Source organism: Streptomyces sp. NPDC002793, from assembly GCF_040295485.1.
Lineage (GTDB): Bacteria > Actinomycetota > Actinomycetes > Streptomycetales > Streptomycetaceae > Streptomyces.
Map to the genome: position 1 here is coordinate 21,530 of NZ_JBEOVL010000006.1, position 16,280 is coordinate 37,809.

The window sequence follows — 16,280 nt, forward strand, 5'->3', positions numbered from 1 at the left end:
CAACATCAAGAGGTCCCGGATGGTCAAAATTCGGACAAAGGGATCCTAGACAGACACGCCCGAAACGGACTGTTAACACACGCTCCGGTGAACGCCGCCCGATATCCGGACGTCTGGCGCAAGAAAACAGGTTGCGGACCAAGAGCGGCGGAAGTACGCGCACACCGTGCTGGGAGTCGTCTCGGCGTCGTCCGGCCGTCGGCACTTCTTCTCCTCCACGACCACCGCCGGCAAGGCTCCGGCCGCGTTCCCCGGGCCGCCTCGCCCCCGTCGGCCACGAGGCGGCCCGGAACGACGGAAGGCCCGCCCCCCGCGCTTCCGCGGGGGCCGGGCCTCGGTCAGGGCCTGGGGTGGGCTCAGCCGTTCTTCGCGCGCGAGGCCGAACGGCCACGCTGCTTCTGGTCCAGGACGACCTTGCGGATACGCACGGTCTCCGGGGTCACCTCGATGCACTCGTCGTCGCGGCAGAACTCCAGCGACTGCTCCAGCGACAGCTTGCGGGCAGGCACCACGTTCTCCGTGGTGTCCGCGGACGCCGCACGCATGTTGGTGAGCTTCTTCTCCTTGGTGATGTTCACGTCCATGTCGTCGGCGCGCGAGTTCTCGCCGATGATCATGCCCTCGTAGACCTCGGTGGTGGCCTCCGTGAAGATGACACCGCGCTCCTGGAGGTTGACCATCGCGAACGGCGTCACGACGCCCGCGCGGTCCGCCACCAGCGAACCGTTGTGACGGGTGCGCAGCTCGCCGAACCACGGCTCGTGGCCCTCGAAGAGGGAGTGCGCGATGCCCGTGCCACGGGTCTGGGTCAGGAACTCCGTACGGAAGCCGATGAGGCCGCGGGACGGGACGATCCACTCCATGCGGACCCAGCCCGAACCGTGGTTCGTCATCGTCTCCATGCGGCCCTTGCGGGTCGCCATGAGCTGCGTGATGGCACCGAGGTGCTCCTCGGGCGAGTCGATGGTCATGCGCTCGATCGGCTCGTACGTCTTGCCCTCGACCTGCTTGGTGACCACCTGCGGCTTGCCGACGGTGAGCTCGAAGCCCTCCCGGCGCATGGTCTCGATGAGGATCGCCAGCGCCAGCTCGCCGCGGCCCTGGACCTCCCAGGCGTCGGGGCGCTCGGTCTCCAGGACACGGAGCGAGACGTTACCGACCAGCTCGCGGTCCAGGCGGTCCTTGATCTGACGGGCGGTGACCTTGTGGCCCTTGCCCCCCTTGCCGACGAGCGGCGAGGTGTTGGCACCGATGGTCATCGAGATGGCGGGCTCGTCGACCGTGATCAGCGGGAGGGCGATCGGGTTCTCGGGGTCGGCGAGGGTCTCGCCGATCATGATGTCCGGGATACCGGCGATGGCGCAGATGTCACCCGGGCCCGCCTTCTCGGCAGGCTTGCGGGTGAGCGCCTCGGTCATCAGCAGCTCGGTGATGCGGACGTTGGACATCGTGCCGTCGCGCTTGATCCACGCGACGGTCTGCCCCTTGCGCAGCTCGCCCTGCTCGACACGGCACAGCGCGATACGGCCGAGGAAGTTGTCGGCGTCCAGGTTGGTGACGTGCGCCTGGAGAGGTGCGTCCTCGTCGTACTCCGGGGCCGGGACCGCGGAGAGGATCGTGCTGAAGAACGGCTCCAGGCTGTCGCTGTCCGGCGGGACGGTGCCGTCCTCGGGCTTGGTCAGCGAGGCGACGCCGTCACGGGCGCAGGCGTAGACGATCGGGAACTCGATCTGGTCCTCGTCGGCGTCCAGGTCCAGGAAGAGGTCGTAGGTCTCGTCGATGACCTCGGCGATCCGGGAGTCCGGCCGGTCCGTCTTGTTGATGCAGAGGATGACCGGCAGCTTGGCGGTCAGCGCCTTGCGCAGGACGAAGCGCGTCTGGGGCAGCGGCCCCTCGGAGGCGTCGACCAGCAGGACGACCGCGTCCACCATCGACAGGCCGCGCTCGACCTCGCCACCGAAGTCGGCGTGGCCGGGGGTGTCGATGATGTTGATGGTGATGACGTCGCCGCCATCCTTGGGGTGGTACTTCACGGCCGTGTTCTTGGCCAGGATCGTGATGCCCTTCTCACGCTCCAGGTCGTTCGAGTCCATCATGCGTTCGTCGAGGTTCTCGGCGGCGTGCGCGGCGAAGGCGCCAGCCTGCTTGAGCATGGCGTCGACCAGCGTGGTCTTGCCGTGGTCGACGTGGGCGACGATGGCTACGTTACGGATGTCGTGGCGCGTGGGCATGGGTGGCTTGCGCTTCTCTCGGATCGTGGGATCAGGCGTCTCAGTCGGTCTCGAGTCCTCGTACGCCCGCCGGGCGGCACGCCACGGCTAGTCCAATGGTACGGGCCCGATGGGTCCGGGGCTTCCCGGCCCGATCCGCAGGGCATGGATTCAGCCCATATTCAGCTGGTATTACGCCATCGTCCAGCCGCTCGACGTCGGGACGACACGGGGTACGAGAAGAGGCGCGGACGGGGCCCCGGGCGGACAGCGCCTTGCCCGCCGGGGGGCTCCGGCGGGCAAGGGAACTGAGCCGCGTCTGAGCTGTGAGCGCGGCGTTGACCTGCTACTTCTTCTGACTCGCGGCGGGGCCTGCCGCCGGTTGCCCGGTGTATCCGATGTCCTCGTAGCGGGGTGCGGCGAAGCCGAAGGCGCCGACGTTCGCCAGTTTTTTGTCGACGGCGACCAGCTGCGGCCGCTGATACAGCGGAATCGATCCCGCGGCGGCCCAGATCCGTGCGTCCGCCTGCTTCAGCAGGTCCCTCGACGCGTTGGCGTCGAGCTCGGAGACCGCCCGGTCGAAGAGCTGGTCGACATGGTCCGATCCGACCCGCGTGTAGTTCTGCTCGACGAGCAGCGAGCCGTCCGTGGCGGGCTCCGGCTTGGCGTAGATCGGGCGGCCGTCGGTCGCCGGGTAGGCGGTGGCGGGCCAGGAGTAGAGCGCCATGTCGTAGTCGCCGGAGGCGATGTGGTCCTTGAAGTAGCTGTCGTCGTCGACCTTGGTGACCTGCGTGCTGATGCCGATCGAGTCCAGCATCGCGACGATCTTCGCCCCGACGGTGCGCAGCGCCTGCGATCCGGGGCCCGAGGGCAGGACGAACCGGAGGGTGAGCGGCTTGCCGCCCTTGCCGAGCCGGTCCTTGACGGAGGCGGGGGCCGGCGCCGCGGTTCCGGCGGGGGCGTAGGCGCCCGCGGCGCCGCCGGGCTGCTTGTCCTGGGCGGTGACCTGGGATTCGGCGGCGGTCCTGTCGCCCGGCTTGTCGTCGCCCACGATGTACAGCCCCTCGTCGCGCGAGGCCTTGTCGTCCTTCTCTGCCTTGCCCCCTTCTCCCTCGGCCGCCTTCTTCTCCCCGGCCTTCTCCTCGGCCTTCTCCGCCTTCTCCTCGGTCTTCTTCTCCGCCTTCTTCTCCGCCTCGCTGCCCGCCTCGGTGTCCTCGGTCCTGCGGACCGCGCCGCCCGGGGTCCACCCCGCGTCGGCCAGCAGCGCCCGCGCCTCCTTGGTGTCGCGCTCGCCGAGCGCCCCGCTGCCGTCCTTGTACCCGGGCTGGCCCGCCAGGGCCAGGTGGCTGCCGGGCGGCTCCGCGGGCAGTCCGAGCGGCTTCAGTACGGTGTCGGCGAGCTCCTGCCGGTCCAGGGTGCGGGCGATGGCGCGGCGGACGCGGTCGTCGGAGAGGGGCCCGGACTCGCCGTTCAGCGCGAGCTGCGTGTAGGCGGGCTCCAGGGATTTGCGTACGGCGAAACCCTTCAGCGACTTCTGCTCGGCGGCGTAGGCCGCGACGGCCTCGCGGTTCTTCTCCCGGGCGGCCTGCGCCGTCTCGGCGGCCTCCTCGTCCGAGCCGTGGGCCAGGGCCCAGGACCGCAGGGCTGCGGCCGGGGTGATGTCGGCTCCGGGGCCGTGGGCGGGCGGCTGGCCGTTCCCGCCGCTGTATCGGGCGGCCCGCGCGATGCCGTCCGCCGTCGCGGCGTCGATGTCGGCGACGTCCACCGTGCCCTCGGCCAGCGCCTCGGCGCGGTCCGCCGGCGCGACGGCGCGGAAGACCAGCGATTCGAGCTTGGCCTCGTCGCCCCACCAGCGCGGGTTCCGGTCGAGCACGACCGTCCCCTTCTTCTTGTCCACGCCGCGCAGCCGGAACGGTCCGGCGGTCTTCTTGAGGGTGGCCCTGGCACCGTCGTTGAAGGCGCCGGGCGACCCGGTCACCTCCTTCGGGTACAGCGGTGAGAAGAGCGAGCGCCAGTCGGCGTACGGCTTCGAGAACGTGACCCGCACCTGCAGGTCGTCCTTGCCGCGCTCGATCTTCTCGATCCGCTCGTACCCCGCGTTGCGCGCGGTCCAGAAGGCCGAGTCCTTGCCGCTGAGCGCGCGCCACTGGGCGACGAAGTCGGGGGCTCCGATCTCCCGGCCGTCGCTCCACACGGCCTGCTGGTTGAGGTTGTAGACGACGACCTGCCTGGGCTCCTGCTCGATGACCTTCGCCGACTCCAGGTAGTCGGGATTGAGCCGGGGCTCCCCCTTCGCGTCCATGGGGAAGAGGGAGGGCAGCAGGGCACCGGTGATCCGCGTGGTCGCGCTGTCGGCGTCGGCCTGGAAGGCGTTGAGGGTGGCGGGGACCGCGTCGATCGCCCAGGTGACGGACGAACCCTCGGTCACCCGGTGCCGGGGAGCCGGGGCGATGTCCTGCGGGGCGGCCACGGAGGTGGGGCCCTCGCTGTCCGAGGTGCAGCCCGCCAGTACCGGGATCGTGAGCACGCCTGTCGCCAGGAGCGCGACCGAGCGGCGCTTTCGGGCCGTCCCGCGTGGGACGCCGACGTGGGCCATGGCTGATACCTCCGGGGCCGGCCCGGTCCGCCCCGTACCGGCAGGGACCGGATGATGCGTTCTGGTGGCATTTGCAGTTGATCAGACTGATTCGCTGATCCACTGAATGCATCCGCACGCGCGGGGGGAGGCAGGCGCGGCCGGTGGGGCCGTGGGAATCACCCGTGCGGCCCCGGCCGGGGCCCCTGTCGGTGACCGCGTCCGTGGCGACCTCCCGTCCGGTGCCCGGCCCTCCACCCGCACGGCCGGAACGCGTCGGGTCGGGACGTTCCGGGTCGCGGGCGGCAGTATGCGGACATAGCGTCCCCCCTGTGATGCCGCCTGCGAGCCGTACCGGGACGTCCCGGCTTTCGATACCCGGCAGGATCCTCGTCGCCGCCCTGACGGCGGTGCTCTGGATCTTTCTGCCGGGCGCCCCGGGTGCCCGGGCCGAGGACCCCGTGACCCTGTCCCGTGACGGGCAGATCACCGACAAGGTGGGGGCGCTCGGCGACCGTGAGCCACAGACCGAAGCCGCCCTCGACCGGCTGTTCGACGAGTGGCAGGTGCAGCTGTTCGTGGTGTACGTCCGTGACTTCTCCGGCCGTGACGCCCGGACCTGGGCCGACGAGACCGCGAACCGCAACGGCCTCGGCCAGGAGGACGTACTGATGGCCGTGGCCACGCACGACCGGCAGTACGCCTACTCCGTCGACCCCGGCTCACGCCTCACCGACGCCCAGCTCCAGGACGTGGCGAACACCGCCGTCGAACCGGCTCTCCGGCGGAACGACTGGGCCGGAGCCGCGATCGGCGCCGCCGACGGCTACGCGGCGGTGCTCGCCGGTGACCCCGTCCCGACCCCCGCCGTCACTCCGGGAGCCGCGGATCCCGGTGGTGGGTCCGGCAGCGGGACCTCGGCCGGACTGCTCGTGCCGCTCGCCGTGGTCGTCGTCGCGGGCGCGGTCGCCGCCTTCGCCTTCACCCGCCGGAGGCGGCGTACGAGGACCCGGACGACACCGGCGGCGGGCGGCTGGGGCGGCGTGGCACGAGAGGCGGCCGAGCCGCAGGTTCCGCTGCCGGAGCTCGACGCGCGGGCGAAGGAGGACCTGGTCGACACGGACGACGCCGTGCGCACCAGCGAGGAGGAACTCGGCTTCGCCACGGCCCAGTTCGGCGAGGAGTCAGCGGCTCCCTTCGCCTCTGTCGTCCAGCGGGCCAAGTCCGAGCTGACGGCGGCCTTCCGTCTGCGGCAGGAGCTGGACGACGCCTTCCCCGAGGACGACGCGACGCGGCGCCGCATGCTGGACGAGATCATCAGCCGCTGCGCGGACGCCAACGGACGCCTGGACGCCATGTCCGAGGACTTCGACCGGCTGCGCGCCCTCGAACAGACCGCGCCACAGGCCGTGGCCACCGCCGAGACCACCTACCGCGAGCTGTTGGCACGCGTCTCCGCCTCGGAGACGGCCGTGGGAGCGATGCGGGAGCGGTACGCCGAGTCGGCGGCCGCGCCCGCGGCCGGGGACGTCGAACAGGCCAAGGACCGGCTGGTCTTCACCACCTCCGCGTTGAACCAGGCGCGCCAGGCCGTGGACGCCGGCGACAACGCGCGGGCCGCGGTGTACGTACGCGCCGCCGAAGGGGCGATCAAGCAGGTGTCCACCCTGGTGGACGGGGTGGACCGGCGGGCCGGGGAGCTGGCGGAGGCGGCGGACGGGCTGCCGGGGGCGCTCACCGAGACGGAGACGGACCTCGCCGACGCCAGAGGTCTGCTCGACGGCACGCCGGAGGGTGTGCCGACCGCCGACCTGCGGGGCAGGGTCGCCCGCGCCGAGGCGGTGGTCGGCGATGTGCGGGAGGAGCTCGCCTCCGGCCCCTACGACCCCGTCGACGCCCTGCGCAGGGTGGAGGAGGCCGACGCGGCGCTGGACGAGGCGCTGGCCGGAGCCCGCGAGCAGGAGCAGGGCGGCCGGCGGGCGCGTTCGCTGCTCGACCAGGCCATGCTCACGGCGCGGTCGGCCATCGGTGCCGCCGCGGACTTCATCACCACCAACCGGGGCGCGGTGGGCAGTCAGGCCCGCACCCGGCTCGCGGAGGCACAGCGCCGGTGGGAGCGGGCCGGGGAGCTGGCCTCGGCCGGCGACCCCCAGGGCGCCCTGGCCGAGGCGCAGCAGGCGGACGCGCTGGCCACGCAGGCGCGGAGCCTGGCCGAGCAGGACGTACGCGGTTATCGCGACCAGGACGGCTTCGGCGGTCCGCGCGGCGGCGGCGGGACGGGCGGCGCCGTACTGGGCGGCATCATCCTCGGCGGGCTGCTCGGCGGCGGGCGGGGCGGAGGCCTGGGGGGAGGTTTCGGAGGCGGTTTCGGAGGCGGCGGGTTCGGCGGTGGTCCGGGCAGCTTCGGCGGCGGAGGGACCCGTGGACGGCGGGGTGGCGGGGGTCGCTTCTGACACCGGCGGTCGCTTCCGACACCGGCGCGGGGTGCCGCGCCGGACTCCGCTCACGTACGACGAGATCTCACGCTTTCCCGCACGACATCTCACGCTTTCCCGCACGACACGCTTTATCGCACAAGGAGAGGTGCCATGACCAAGCAGACCATCCTCGGCCGCGTCACCCAGCTGGCACGGGCCAACATCAACGCCCTGATCGACCAGGCGGAGGATCCGCAGAAGATGCTGGACCAGCTGATCCGCGACTACACCGCCAACATCGCGGAGGCCGAACAGGCGGTGGCCGCGACGATCGGCAACCTCAGGCTGCTGGAGGAGGACCATCGGGAGGATGTCGACGCGGCCCGGGAGTGGGGCCAGAAGGCTCTCGCCGCCAGCAGGAAGGCGGACGAGCTGCGGGCCGCGGGCTCGGGCGTGGACGCCGACAAGTTCGACAACCTCGCCAAGGTGGCGCTGGGGCGGCAGCTCGGGTCGGAGCAGGAGGCGAAGACGGCCGAGCCGACGATCGCCTCGCAGACGGTGGTGGTGGACAAGCTGAAGTCGGGCCTGGACCAGATGAAGGACAAGCTAACCCAGCTGAAGTCCAAGCGTGACGAGCTGGTCGCCCGCGCGGCGTCCGCCCGGGCGCAGAACCGGATGATGGACGCAGTGAAGAGCGTCGACGTCATGGACCCGACGAGCGAGCTCGGCCGCTTCGAGGACAAGGTGCGGCGTGAGGAGGCGAGGGCGGTGGGCAAGCAGGAACTCGCCGCGTCGTCCCTGGACGCCCAGTTCGAACAGCTGGACAGCCTCGGGGACAGCGCGGAGATCGAGGCCAGGCTCGCCGCCCTGAAGTCCGCCTGAAGCCCTCAGTACATGCTCAGCAGCTGCTCCACGGAGAGTTCCGCGGCTGGCGCTCCGTCGGGCAGCGCCAGCTCGAACCACACGGTCTTGCCGCGCGGGGTGCGCCGTGATCCCCAGGCGGCGCTGAGCAGCCCGACCAGTTGCAGCCCGCGCCCGCCCTCGTCGGTGTCGCGTGCGCGCCGTCGCCGTGGCTGGACGAGTCCCGCGTCCCACACCTCGCAGACGAGCGTGCGGTCACGGAGCAGCCTGAGCCGGATCTCACCCTCGCCGTAGCGCAGGGCGTTGGTGACCAGCTCGCTGACGAGCAGCTCGGTGGTGTCCACCAGGCCGTCCAGTCCCCAGGCGGTCAGCTGCTCACGGGCCAGCTCACGGGCCCGGCCGACCGAGCGGAGCTCGCGCGGAAGCGGCCAGTCGCCGACCGCGTCCGGGGCGAGACCCTGGATACGGGCCATCAGCAGGGCGATGTCGTCCTCGCCGTGCCGGGTGTCGAGGGTCGTCAGTACGTGGTCACAGACGTCTTCGAGGGGGTGGGACGGCTCGCTGAGGGCCTGCCGGAAGGCGTCGAGGCCCTCGTCGAGCGGATGGTCACGTGACTCGACGAGCCCGTCGGTGTAGAGCGCGAGGAGCGAACCCTCCTTGAGCTCCACCTCGACCTCCTCGAAGGGTTCACCGCCGACGCCGAGCGGCATGCCCGGCGGTACGTCGAGGAGCAGGGCGGCCTCGCCCGGTTCGGCGACCACGGGAGGCAGGTGCCCGGCGTTGGCGAAGGTGCACCGCCGGGTGACGGGGTCGTACACCGCGTACACGCAGGTCGCCAGGTACACCTCGGCGAGGTCGGCCTCGCGTGACTTGTGGGCGGCCCGCGAGGGCCACTGCGCACCGCCGCCGGCGCCGAAGCCCTCGCTCCGCCCGCCGCCGCCCGGGGTGCCGAGACCGCGCGCGACCTCGTCCAGGGCGGAGAGCACCTCGGCGGGTTCCAGGTCCAGGAGCGCCAGCGTGCGTACTGCGGTGCGCAGTTCGCCCATGGCGACGGCCGCCCGCAGCCCACGGCCCATCACGTCGCCGACGACCAGGGCCGTGCGGTGGCCGGGGAGCTCGATCACGTCGAACCAGTCGCCGCCGACCTCGGTGGCCGTGTTGCCCGGGAGGTAGCGGCAGGCGATGTCGAGGCCCGCGGCCTCGGGGTCGCCCGGCGGGAGCAGGCTGCGCTGGAGGATGAGGGCACGCTCGTGCTCGCGGCGGTAGAGGCGGGCGTTGTCGATGCAGACGGCGGCGCGGGCCGCGAGCTCGGTGGCCAGGGCCCGGTCCCGCTCGCCGAAGGACTCGCTGCCCTTCGTCCGGGAGAACTGGACGAGGCCGACGACGACGTCGTGCGCGACCATCGGCACGGCGAGCGTGGAGTGGACGAAGCCGCGTCCGTCTCCGGGCACGTCCTCGAGGCGGCCGGTGCGCAGGGCGACGGCACCTGGTGAGCGGAACGGGTAGCGGTGGACCGAGCCGAGCGCGGGGCCCATGTCTCCGACGGTCTCCGCGCCGGAGCCGGCGAGGACTCCGGGGAGCGCGTCGGACACGGCGCTGGCGTGGGCGACCCGGCGCAGCTCGGCCGATCCGCTGCCGGTCTCGTGGTGGCGCCTGCCCCAGCTGCCGGGCGAGGACTCCTCACCGGTGAGCAGCCCTTGGTAGAGATCGACGGAGGCGAGGTCGCAGAATCCGGGCACGGCGACGTCGAGCAGTTCCCTGGCGGTGGTCTCCAGGTCGAGGGAGTTGCCGATGCGTGCGCTGGCCTCGTTGAGCAGGGCGAGATTACGGCGGGCGCTGGCCGCCTCGCGGGCGGCGATGTGCCGTTGGGTGACGTCGGTGGCGAGTCCGGCGATGCCGACGGGGCGCCCGGAGCCGCTGTGCACGCGGTAGAGGTTCATGGACCAGTGGCGCCGGCCCGTGGTGCCCGGCGGGGTGCCGACGAGCGGGAGATCGGTGACTGCGTCTCCGGTCTCCAGGACGCGCTTGAGGGTGGCGGAGAGACGATCCGCCTCGGGGCGGGCCAGGTAGTCGTCGACCGTGCGGCCGCGGTGGTCCTCGGCCACGCCGCCGAAGACGGTGGCGAACCGCTTGTTGGCCCGCACGACGGTGAAGTCGGTACCGAAGAGGACAAAGCCGAAGGGAGATTGGCCGAAAATCGCCTGTGAGGCGGCGAGATCCGTCTCGATGCGCCGCAGCGCCCGGACGTCGACGACGATGCACAGCGCCGCGCGTTCGCCGGTCTCCGTCTCGCTCGGCATGACGTAGACCTCGGCCAGTCCGCGAACCGCGTTCTCACCCGGGATCCGGAACGGGACGAGGCCCGTCCACTCCTTGCCGTCCAGGATCTCGCCGACCCTGCGGTGGGCGTCGGGGCGTGCCCCGGTGGGCATGAACGCCTCGACCGGGTCCCTGCCCACCACCTCCTCGGAGGTCATGCCGAAGAGACCGGCGGCCCGCCGGCTCCACTGCTCGATCCGTCCGTCGGCCCCGATCGAGAAAGATGCGACCTTGACGTAGTCATAGATCGAGCCAGGCGGGCTGCTCTGCCACATGACGTCGCCCGCCGTCCCAGGTATCTCGCTCACGCGACCGTCCCCTCCAGCTCACACACCGGACCGGTCCTGCCCGCAGTATTCAGCACTACGGGCCTCACCGGCACGACGTTCACGATCACAGCACGGTCTCAGTCCCTTTCAGCCAGATCCTGCCCGACCTCCGGTGATCACTGTGCGTCCCTCCCCTCTCCTAACCAGGCAGAGCGAGCTCGAACCACACGGTCTTGCCGCTTTTTCCGCGCCGGGTCCCCCAGCGGCGTGCGGACCCAGCCACGAGCTGCAGTCCGCGACCGCTCTCGTCCTCGGGTCCGGCAGTACGTTCGGTGGGCGGATCCGGAACCGGATCGGAGACTTCCACCAGCAGGCCCCGGCCCCCGGGCCCCGCTTCCGGCCGTTCACCGTCCGGATGCGGCCACCTCAGCCGGACGCCGATGGGGCCCGAGGCATAGCGCAGTGAATTGGTGACCAGCTCGCTGACGAGCAGGACGGCGACATCGCCCACCGCCGCGTCGAGCCCTTCCTGGTGGAGTGCGTCACGGACCGCATGCCGGGCGCTGCGCACGGAGCCCGGCACCGCCGGGAAGCTCCACTCGGCACCATCGCCTTCGGTATCGGTCACGCCGATCACTTCCCAGGGCCGGCTGCGGGGGCGCACCCTGCTCACAGGGCGTTATCGGCACATACCCGATATTCCGCGCAATCTACCGCTGGTGGTGACCCATGGGGCGTACGGGTGTATGGCACCTCGTCGGCCCGGCCTCCGCCGACCTGAACCCCGCCGCCCCGGTGCCGTCGCAACGGCGCCGCTCAGGCGTGCGAGGCCTCCCGCAGACGGCGCACGGCCTCGGCGACGGCAGGGCGGTCCTGGTCCAGCCAGTCCACGGTGTCCGTCTCGTCCGGGGCGAGCCAGCGCAGCTCGTCGTGGTCCTCCAGTGGAGCGGGCTCGCCCGACAGCAGCCGGACCGTCCACACCCTGAGCACCAAGCCGGGTTTCAGCGGCCACTCCCCCGGGATCCGCTCCAGCGGCTCGGCCTCCACGCCGAGCTCCTCCCGGAGCTCCCGCACGAGCGCCTGTTCGCCGCTCTCACCCGGCTCCAGCTTGCCGCCGGGCAGCTCCCAGCGCCCGGCCAGCTCCGGCGGGGCGCTGCGGCGGGCGGCCAGGAGCCGCCCGCCGTCGCACACGGCCCCGGCCACCACCACGGAATCACTCATGTGCCGGAGCGTAGCCGGTGGTCCCACCCGGGCCGGGGGCCCTTCCTACGGGAGCGCGCTCCGGCTCGTTCGCTCCACCCAGTAGAGCTGCTTGTGTCCGTGACGGTCCAGGCCGTCCGCGATCCTCTGCGCCTCGTCCTGCGTCGCGTAGCGCCCGACCCGGTACCTGTTGCCGTTGTCGTCCTGCCTGATCACCAGCCAGGGGAGCAGGGCACCGCTGTCCGTCATGATCTTCCTCCCCAGCATCCCGCCCCTCTCCCCGCCGGCGTGCACGTCTCTAAGGATCCCCAGGAAACCGCAGTACGCATATGCCGGAGCGTACGCCTGACCTTCACTCAGCGGATGCGTGTTTACACAAAGAGATACGCATCCGGCCATACCGAAAGGGGGCGCACTCTCCGAGTGCGCCCCCTTTTCCGCGGTGCCGAGGCCCGCTCCGGTCAGCCGGCCGGCGCCCGCACGACCGGCGTCGGCAACAGCACCGGACCGGCTGTGGGCCCCTTCCGGCAGACATCGCCGCATTCGGCGTCCAGCGAGCAGCACAGGGAGCAGATGGGTCCCGCCTGGACGGGACAGTCCGCGATGTCCGGCAGCTCGTAGGCGGTTTCGCACACCGCGCAGGTGTGTGTGGCGGTGATGTCGGCGATCTCCACGTCCGGGCCGTTCACCGGGTTCGGACGGGCCAGGTAGTACTTCCCCTTCGTCAGCCAGGCGATCAGAGGGCAGAGGATCAGGGACAGCCCGGCCGCGATGAAGGTGGAGAACGCCTCGGCGTACGTGCCGAAGAGTCCGAAGAAGGCGAGGATCGAGACGGTCGACGCGATCACCATGGCCCCGAAGCCGGCCGGGTTCACGGCGTGGAGGTAGGCCCGTTTGAACTCGATGTAGCGCGGGCTCAGGCCGATCCGCTTGTTGATGACCAGGTCGGCGGCGACGGCCACGATCCAGGCGATGCCCACGTTGGAGTAGAAGCCCAGCAGCTTGTTGAGGGCCGCGAACATGTTCATCTCCATCAGCGTCAGCGCGATGGCGAGATTGAGGAAGATGTACCAGACCCGGCCCGGGTGCTTGTGCGTGAGCCGGGAGAAGAAGTTCGACCAGGACAGCGAACCGCTGTAGGCGTTGGTCACATTGATCTTGATCTGGGACACGATCACGAAGAGGGCGGCGGCCGGGAGCGCGAAGGAGCCGAGCCATGGCTTCAGGGCCTCGATCTGCGGTGCGATCGGCTCCAGCGCGTGCGTCTTGCCGACCGCCTCCAGCGCGACGAAGGCGAGGAAGGCGCCCCCGAGTTGCTTCGCGGCGCCGATGACGACCCAGCCGGGGCCGGCTGCCAGGACGGCGAGATTCCACCGCCGTTTGTTGGTCTCGGTTCTGGCGGGCATGAAGCGCAGATAGTCGGCCTGTTCGCCGATCTGGGCGATGAGCGAGAGGGCGACGCCCGTGCCGAGGCCGAAGGCGACCCAGGAGAAGCCCGGTGCCGCGCCCTCCGTGCCCGTGAAGGAGCCGAACGCACCCCAGGAGTCCGGGGATTCGACGGCGAGCACCACGAAGGGCAGCACCATGCCGACGATCCAGACCGGCTGGGTCCAGGCCTGCACCTTGGCCAGCGCGCCCATACCCCGGAAGACGATCGGGATGACGATCAGCGTGGTGACCAGATAGCCCACCTCGACGGGGAGCCCGATCGCCTGGTGCATGGCCTGCGCCATGATCGAGCCTTCGAGCGCGAAGAAGATGAAGGTGAAGGAGGCGTAGATCAGTGAGGTCAGCGTCGACCCGAAGTATCCGAAGCCCGCCCCGCGGGTGACCAGGTCCATGTCCAGGCCGTACTTCGCGCAGGCCCGGGCGATCGGGATGCCGGTGAGGAAGATGATCGCCGCCGCCGCCAGGATCGAGGCGAGCCCGCTGGTGAATCCGTAGGTGAAGACGATGGACGCACCGATCGCGAAGTCGGCGAGATACGCGATGCCGCCGAGCGCCGTCCCCGCGACCGTCGAGGGGGACCAGCGCCGGAAGGAGTGCGGCGCGTAGCGGAGGGAATAGTCCTCGCGGCTCTCGTCGGCCGCGAGCCTGGCATAGCTGCGCCGGGGCGCCCCGGGCCCCTGTTGCGGTGCGTGTCGCGGTGCCTCGCCCGTCGTGGGCGTTGCCGTGTCCGTCATCGGTGACTTCCCGTCCGTCGGCGCGGTGTGCGGTGACGAACGGGAAGTTAAGACTTGGACATGACAAGCTGACGCAGCGGACGATTGCCCGCCGGTTACGTGCGGCGCCGGGGTGTTAACTCCGCGTCACGCACGCCGGACGTCCCGTCGCTCCCAGCGGTCACCACGGTCGTCCCACCTCTCACCCCACCTGCCCCGGCGGTCACTTGACCGGCAGATGGTAGGCAATCCGATAGCGGTCGGCGGGGACGACCACGTCGGCCGTCTCCACCGCCATCCCCGACGCGTAGTACGTCCGGCCGATCACGATCACCACATGGCCGGGCACCCCGCCGAGCGTCAGCAGCTCCTCCGCCAGACCCGGCCGCGCTCCGACCTCCTCCGTCACGTTGTCCACGACGACGTCGATCGCCGCCATGCGGTCGACGACGCCGCAGCCGCCCAGCGGGCCCTCCTCCGGCAGCATCACCGGCGTACGCCCCGTGACGGCCAGGGGCTCCCAGGTCGTGGACAGCATCATCGGCTCGCCCGCCTCCCGGAAGACGTACCTCGTGCGCATCACCCGGTCACCCGGCTCGATCCCGAGCCGCTCGGCGACCTCGGCGCTCGCCCCCTCCTGCTCGCTGCGGGACTCCCAGGTCCCCCGCATGCCTTCAGCTGCCTGCTCCTGACGGAACGGGCTGGCTCCCGCTTCCGGCCGGTAGCCGGATCGCTCGATCCGGCGTGGCACCGGACGCGCCCGCACATAGGTGCCCGAACCCGACCGCCCCTCGACGAGCCCCTCCGCCATCAGCACCTTGCGCGCCTCCAGCGCCACGGTGTCCGAGACGCCGTACTCCTCGCGGATGCGCGCCTGCGACGGCAGGCGGGTGTGGGGCGGCAGCGCGCCGTTGACGATCTTCTCCCTGAGATCGCTCGCCACGCGCAGATAGGCAGGCTGCTCACCGAAAGCCACGGGCCACTCCCAACAGGTTGACTGACAGCGACAGCGTTGCAACCGTGGGTTGAGTACCGCAAGCGCAGGCCAGGGTTTCACTCGAAGTGATGATTCCCCGTCCAACAGCGCATGTCCGGCCCGGGTACGCGTCAGGTACTCCCCCGTCCCATGGCACCCCCGGCCTTCGGGGTCCGGACCCGTCGCCTGTCAGCTGCGGGGTTCGATCCTCAGGTCGCCCGCGGTCACCCTGCGGATGTGGTCACTGGCGAGCATGGCGTGCGGATACCCGAGTCCGATCGCGCCGGCCTCGTCGAGGCGGGCCAGTTGGGGAGCGGTGAAGTCGACCTCCAGGGCGCCCAGATTGTCCTCCAGCTGTGCGAGGGTGCGCGCGCCGACGACCGGTGCCGTCACCCCTGGATTCCGGAGGGTCCACGCCAGCCCGACCTGCGCGGGTGTCCGGCCCAGCTCCGTGGCGACCTCCTTCACGGCGTCAGCGATGGCCAGGTTGCGTTCGGTGAGCGTGCCCAGGGCGAAGTTGAAGCTCCTGCGCGTGCCGTCGCCGGACGCGGCGGCCGTCCCGTCGAGGTCCGCGCGGCTGTACCTGCCGGAGAGCACCCCGCCGGCCAGGGGCGAGTACGGGATCACGCCCAGCCCCATCTCCCGTGCCATGGGGATCAGGTCGCGTTCCCCGGTGCGCTCGATCAGGTTGTACTCGATCTGCAGGGCGACCAGCGGTGACCAGGCACGCAGATCGGCGATCGCCTGCATCCGCGACACCTGCCAGGCCGGGGCGTTGGAGATCGCCACGTACAGGACCTTGCCCTGCCGTACCAGATCGTCCATGCCGCGCAGGATCTCCTCGACCGGCGTCGAGAAGTCCCACACGTGCAGGTAGAGCAGGTCGATGTAGTCCGTGCCGAGCTGTCGCAGACTCGCTTCCACCGAGGCGAACAGGCTCTTGCGGTGGCTGCCCCCGGAATTCGGGTCACCGGGCCGGCGCAGCGTCGTGTACTTCGTCGCCAGCACGAGACTCTCGCGGTTGTCGCGGGTGAACTCGCCCAACAGGCGCTCCGAGCTGCCGTCGGTGTAGGTGTTGGCGGTGTCGATGAAGTTCCCGCCTCGTTCGACATAGAGGTCGAACAGTTTGCGGGCCTCGTCCTGCCCGGCGCCCCAGCCCCACTCGGTGCCGAAGGTCGCCGTGCCCAGTGCCAGCGGTGAGACCCGCAGCCCGGAGCGGCCCAGCAGGCGGTAGGTGTCGAGAGTGAGCGGCATCGTGTCCTCCAGTGCGTGTGATCCGTCGGGACCAAGC

11 protein-coding genes are annotated in these 16,280 nt (G+C 71.0%); 2 read left to right on the top strand and 9 right to left on the bottom strand.

Translation table 11 applies throughout. The features are described 5' to 3' along the window. Nucleotides 1-356 precede the first annotated feature (356 nt). Nucleotides 357-2,231 (bottom strand): translational GTPase TypA, encoded by a 1,875-nt coding sequence (typA, locus tag ABT001_RS07535; RefSeq protein WP_351273744.1) that lies wholly within the window; start codon nt 2,229-2,231, stop codon nt 357-359. Between the two features lie 325 nt (nt 2,232-2,556). Then, nucleotides 2,557-4,806, bottom strand: coding sequence for an ABC transporter family substrate-binding protein (locus ABT001_RS07540; RefSeq protein WP_351273747.1), 2,250 nt, complete (start codon nt 4,804-4,806; stop codon nt 2,557-2,559). A gap of 314 nt (nt 4,807-5,120) precedes the next feature. Here ABT001_RS07540 and ABT001_RS07545 point away from each other — a divergent pair, with 314 nt between their 5' ends. Together ABT001_RS07545 and ABT001_RS07550 are read left to right on the top strand one after the other, a co-directional pair. Beyond that, on the top strand, nt 5,121-7,238 hold the full coding sequence (locus ABT001_RS07545; RefSeq protein WP_351274288.1) for a TPM domain-containing protein: 2,118 nt from the start codon (nt 5,121-5,123) through the stop codon (nt 7,236-7,238). Nucleotides 7,239-7,373: 135 nt separating this feature from the next. Then, nucleotides 7,374-8,084, top strand: a complete 711-nt coding sequence (locus tag ABT001_RS07550) for a PspA/IM30 family protein (protein ID WP_351273749.1) — start codon at nt 7,374-7,376, stop codon at nt 8,082-8,084. Nucleotides 8,085-8,089: 5 nt separating this feature from the next. Here ABT001_RS07550 and ABT001_RS07555 read toward each other — a convergent pair whose 3' ends face one another. From ABT001_RS07555 to ABT001_RS07585, 7 genes are all read right to left on the bottom strand, one after another. Beyond that, the gene (locus ABT001_RS07555; protein WP_351274291.1) at nt 8,090-10,657 is read right to left on the bottom strand and encodes a SpoIIE family protein phosphatase; all 2,568 of its coding nucleotides are present in this window, start codon (nt 10,655-10,657) and stop codon (nt 8,090-8,092) included. A gap of 193 nt (nt 10,658-10,850) precedes the next feature. Next, nucleotides 10,851-11,288, bottom strand: a complete 438-nt coding sequence (locus ABT001_RS07560) for an ATP-binding protein (RefSeq protein WP_351274294.1) — start codon at nt 11,286-11,288, stop codon at nt 10,851-10,853. Between the two features lie 179 nt (nt 11,289-11,467). Beyond that, complete coding sequence (locus ABT001_RS07565) at nt 11,468-11,872, bottom strand: (deoxy)nucleoside triphosphate pyrophosphohydrolase (protein ID WP_351273752.1); 405 nt, start codon at nt 11,870-11,872, stop codon at nt 11,468-11,470. Between the two features lie 45 nt (nt 11,873-11,917). Continuing rightward, nucleotides 11,918-12,100 (bottom strand): SPOR domain-containing protein, encoded by a 183-nt coding sequence (locus ABT001_RS07570; RefSeq protein ID WP_351273754.1) that lies wholly within the window; start codon nt 12,098-12,100, stop codon nt 11,918-11,920. Nucleotides 12,101-12,312: 212 nt separating this feature from the next. Continuing rightward, nucleotides 12,313-14,034 (bottom strand): purine-cytosine permease family protein, encoded by a 1,722-nt coding sequence (locus tag ABT001_RS07575; protein WP_351273757.1) that lies wholly within the window; start codon nt 14,032-14,034, stop codon nt 12,313-12,315. Nucleotides 14,035-14,236: 202 nt separating this feature from the next. Next, nucleotides 14,237-14,989 (bottom strand): GntR family transcriptional regulator, encoded by a 753-nt coding sequence (locus ABT001_RS07580; protein ID WP_351273760.1) that lies wholly within the window; start codon nt 14,987-14,989, stop codon nt 14,237-14,239. 189 nt (nt 14,990-15,178) lie between these two features. Continuing rightward, a complete protein-coding gene (locus tag ABT001_RS07585) occupies nt 15,179-16,243 on the bottom strand; it encodes an aldo/keto reductase (protein ID WP_351273763.1) in 1,065 nt (354 codons plus the stop codon). Nucleotides 16,244-16,280 lie beyond the last annotated feature (37 nt).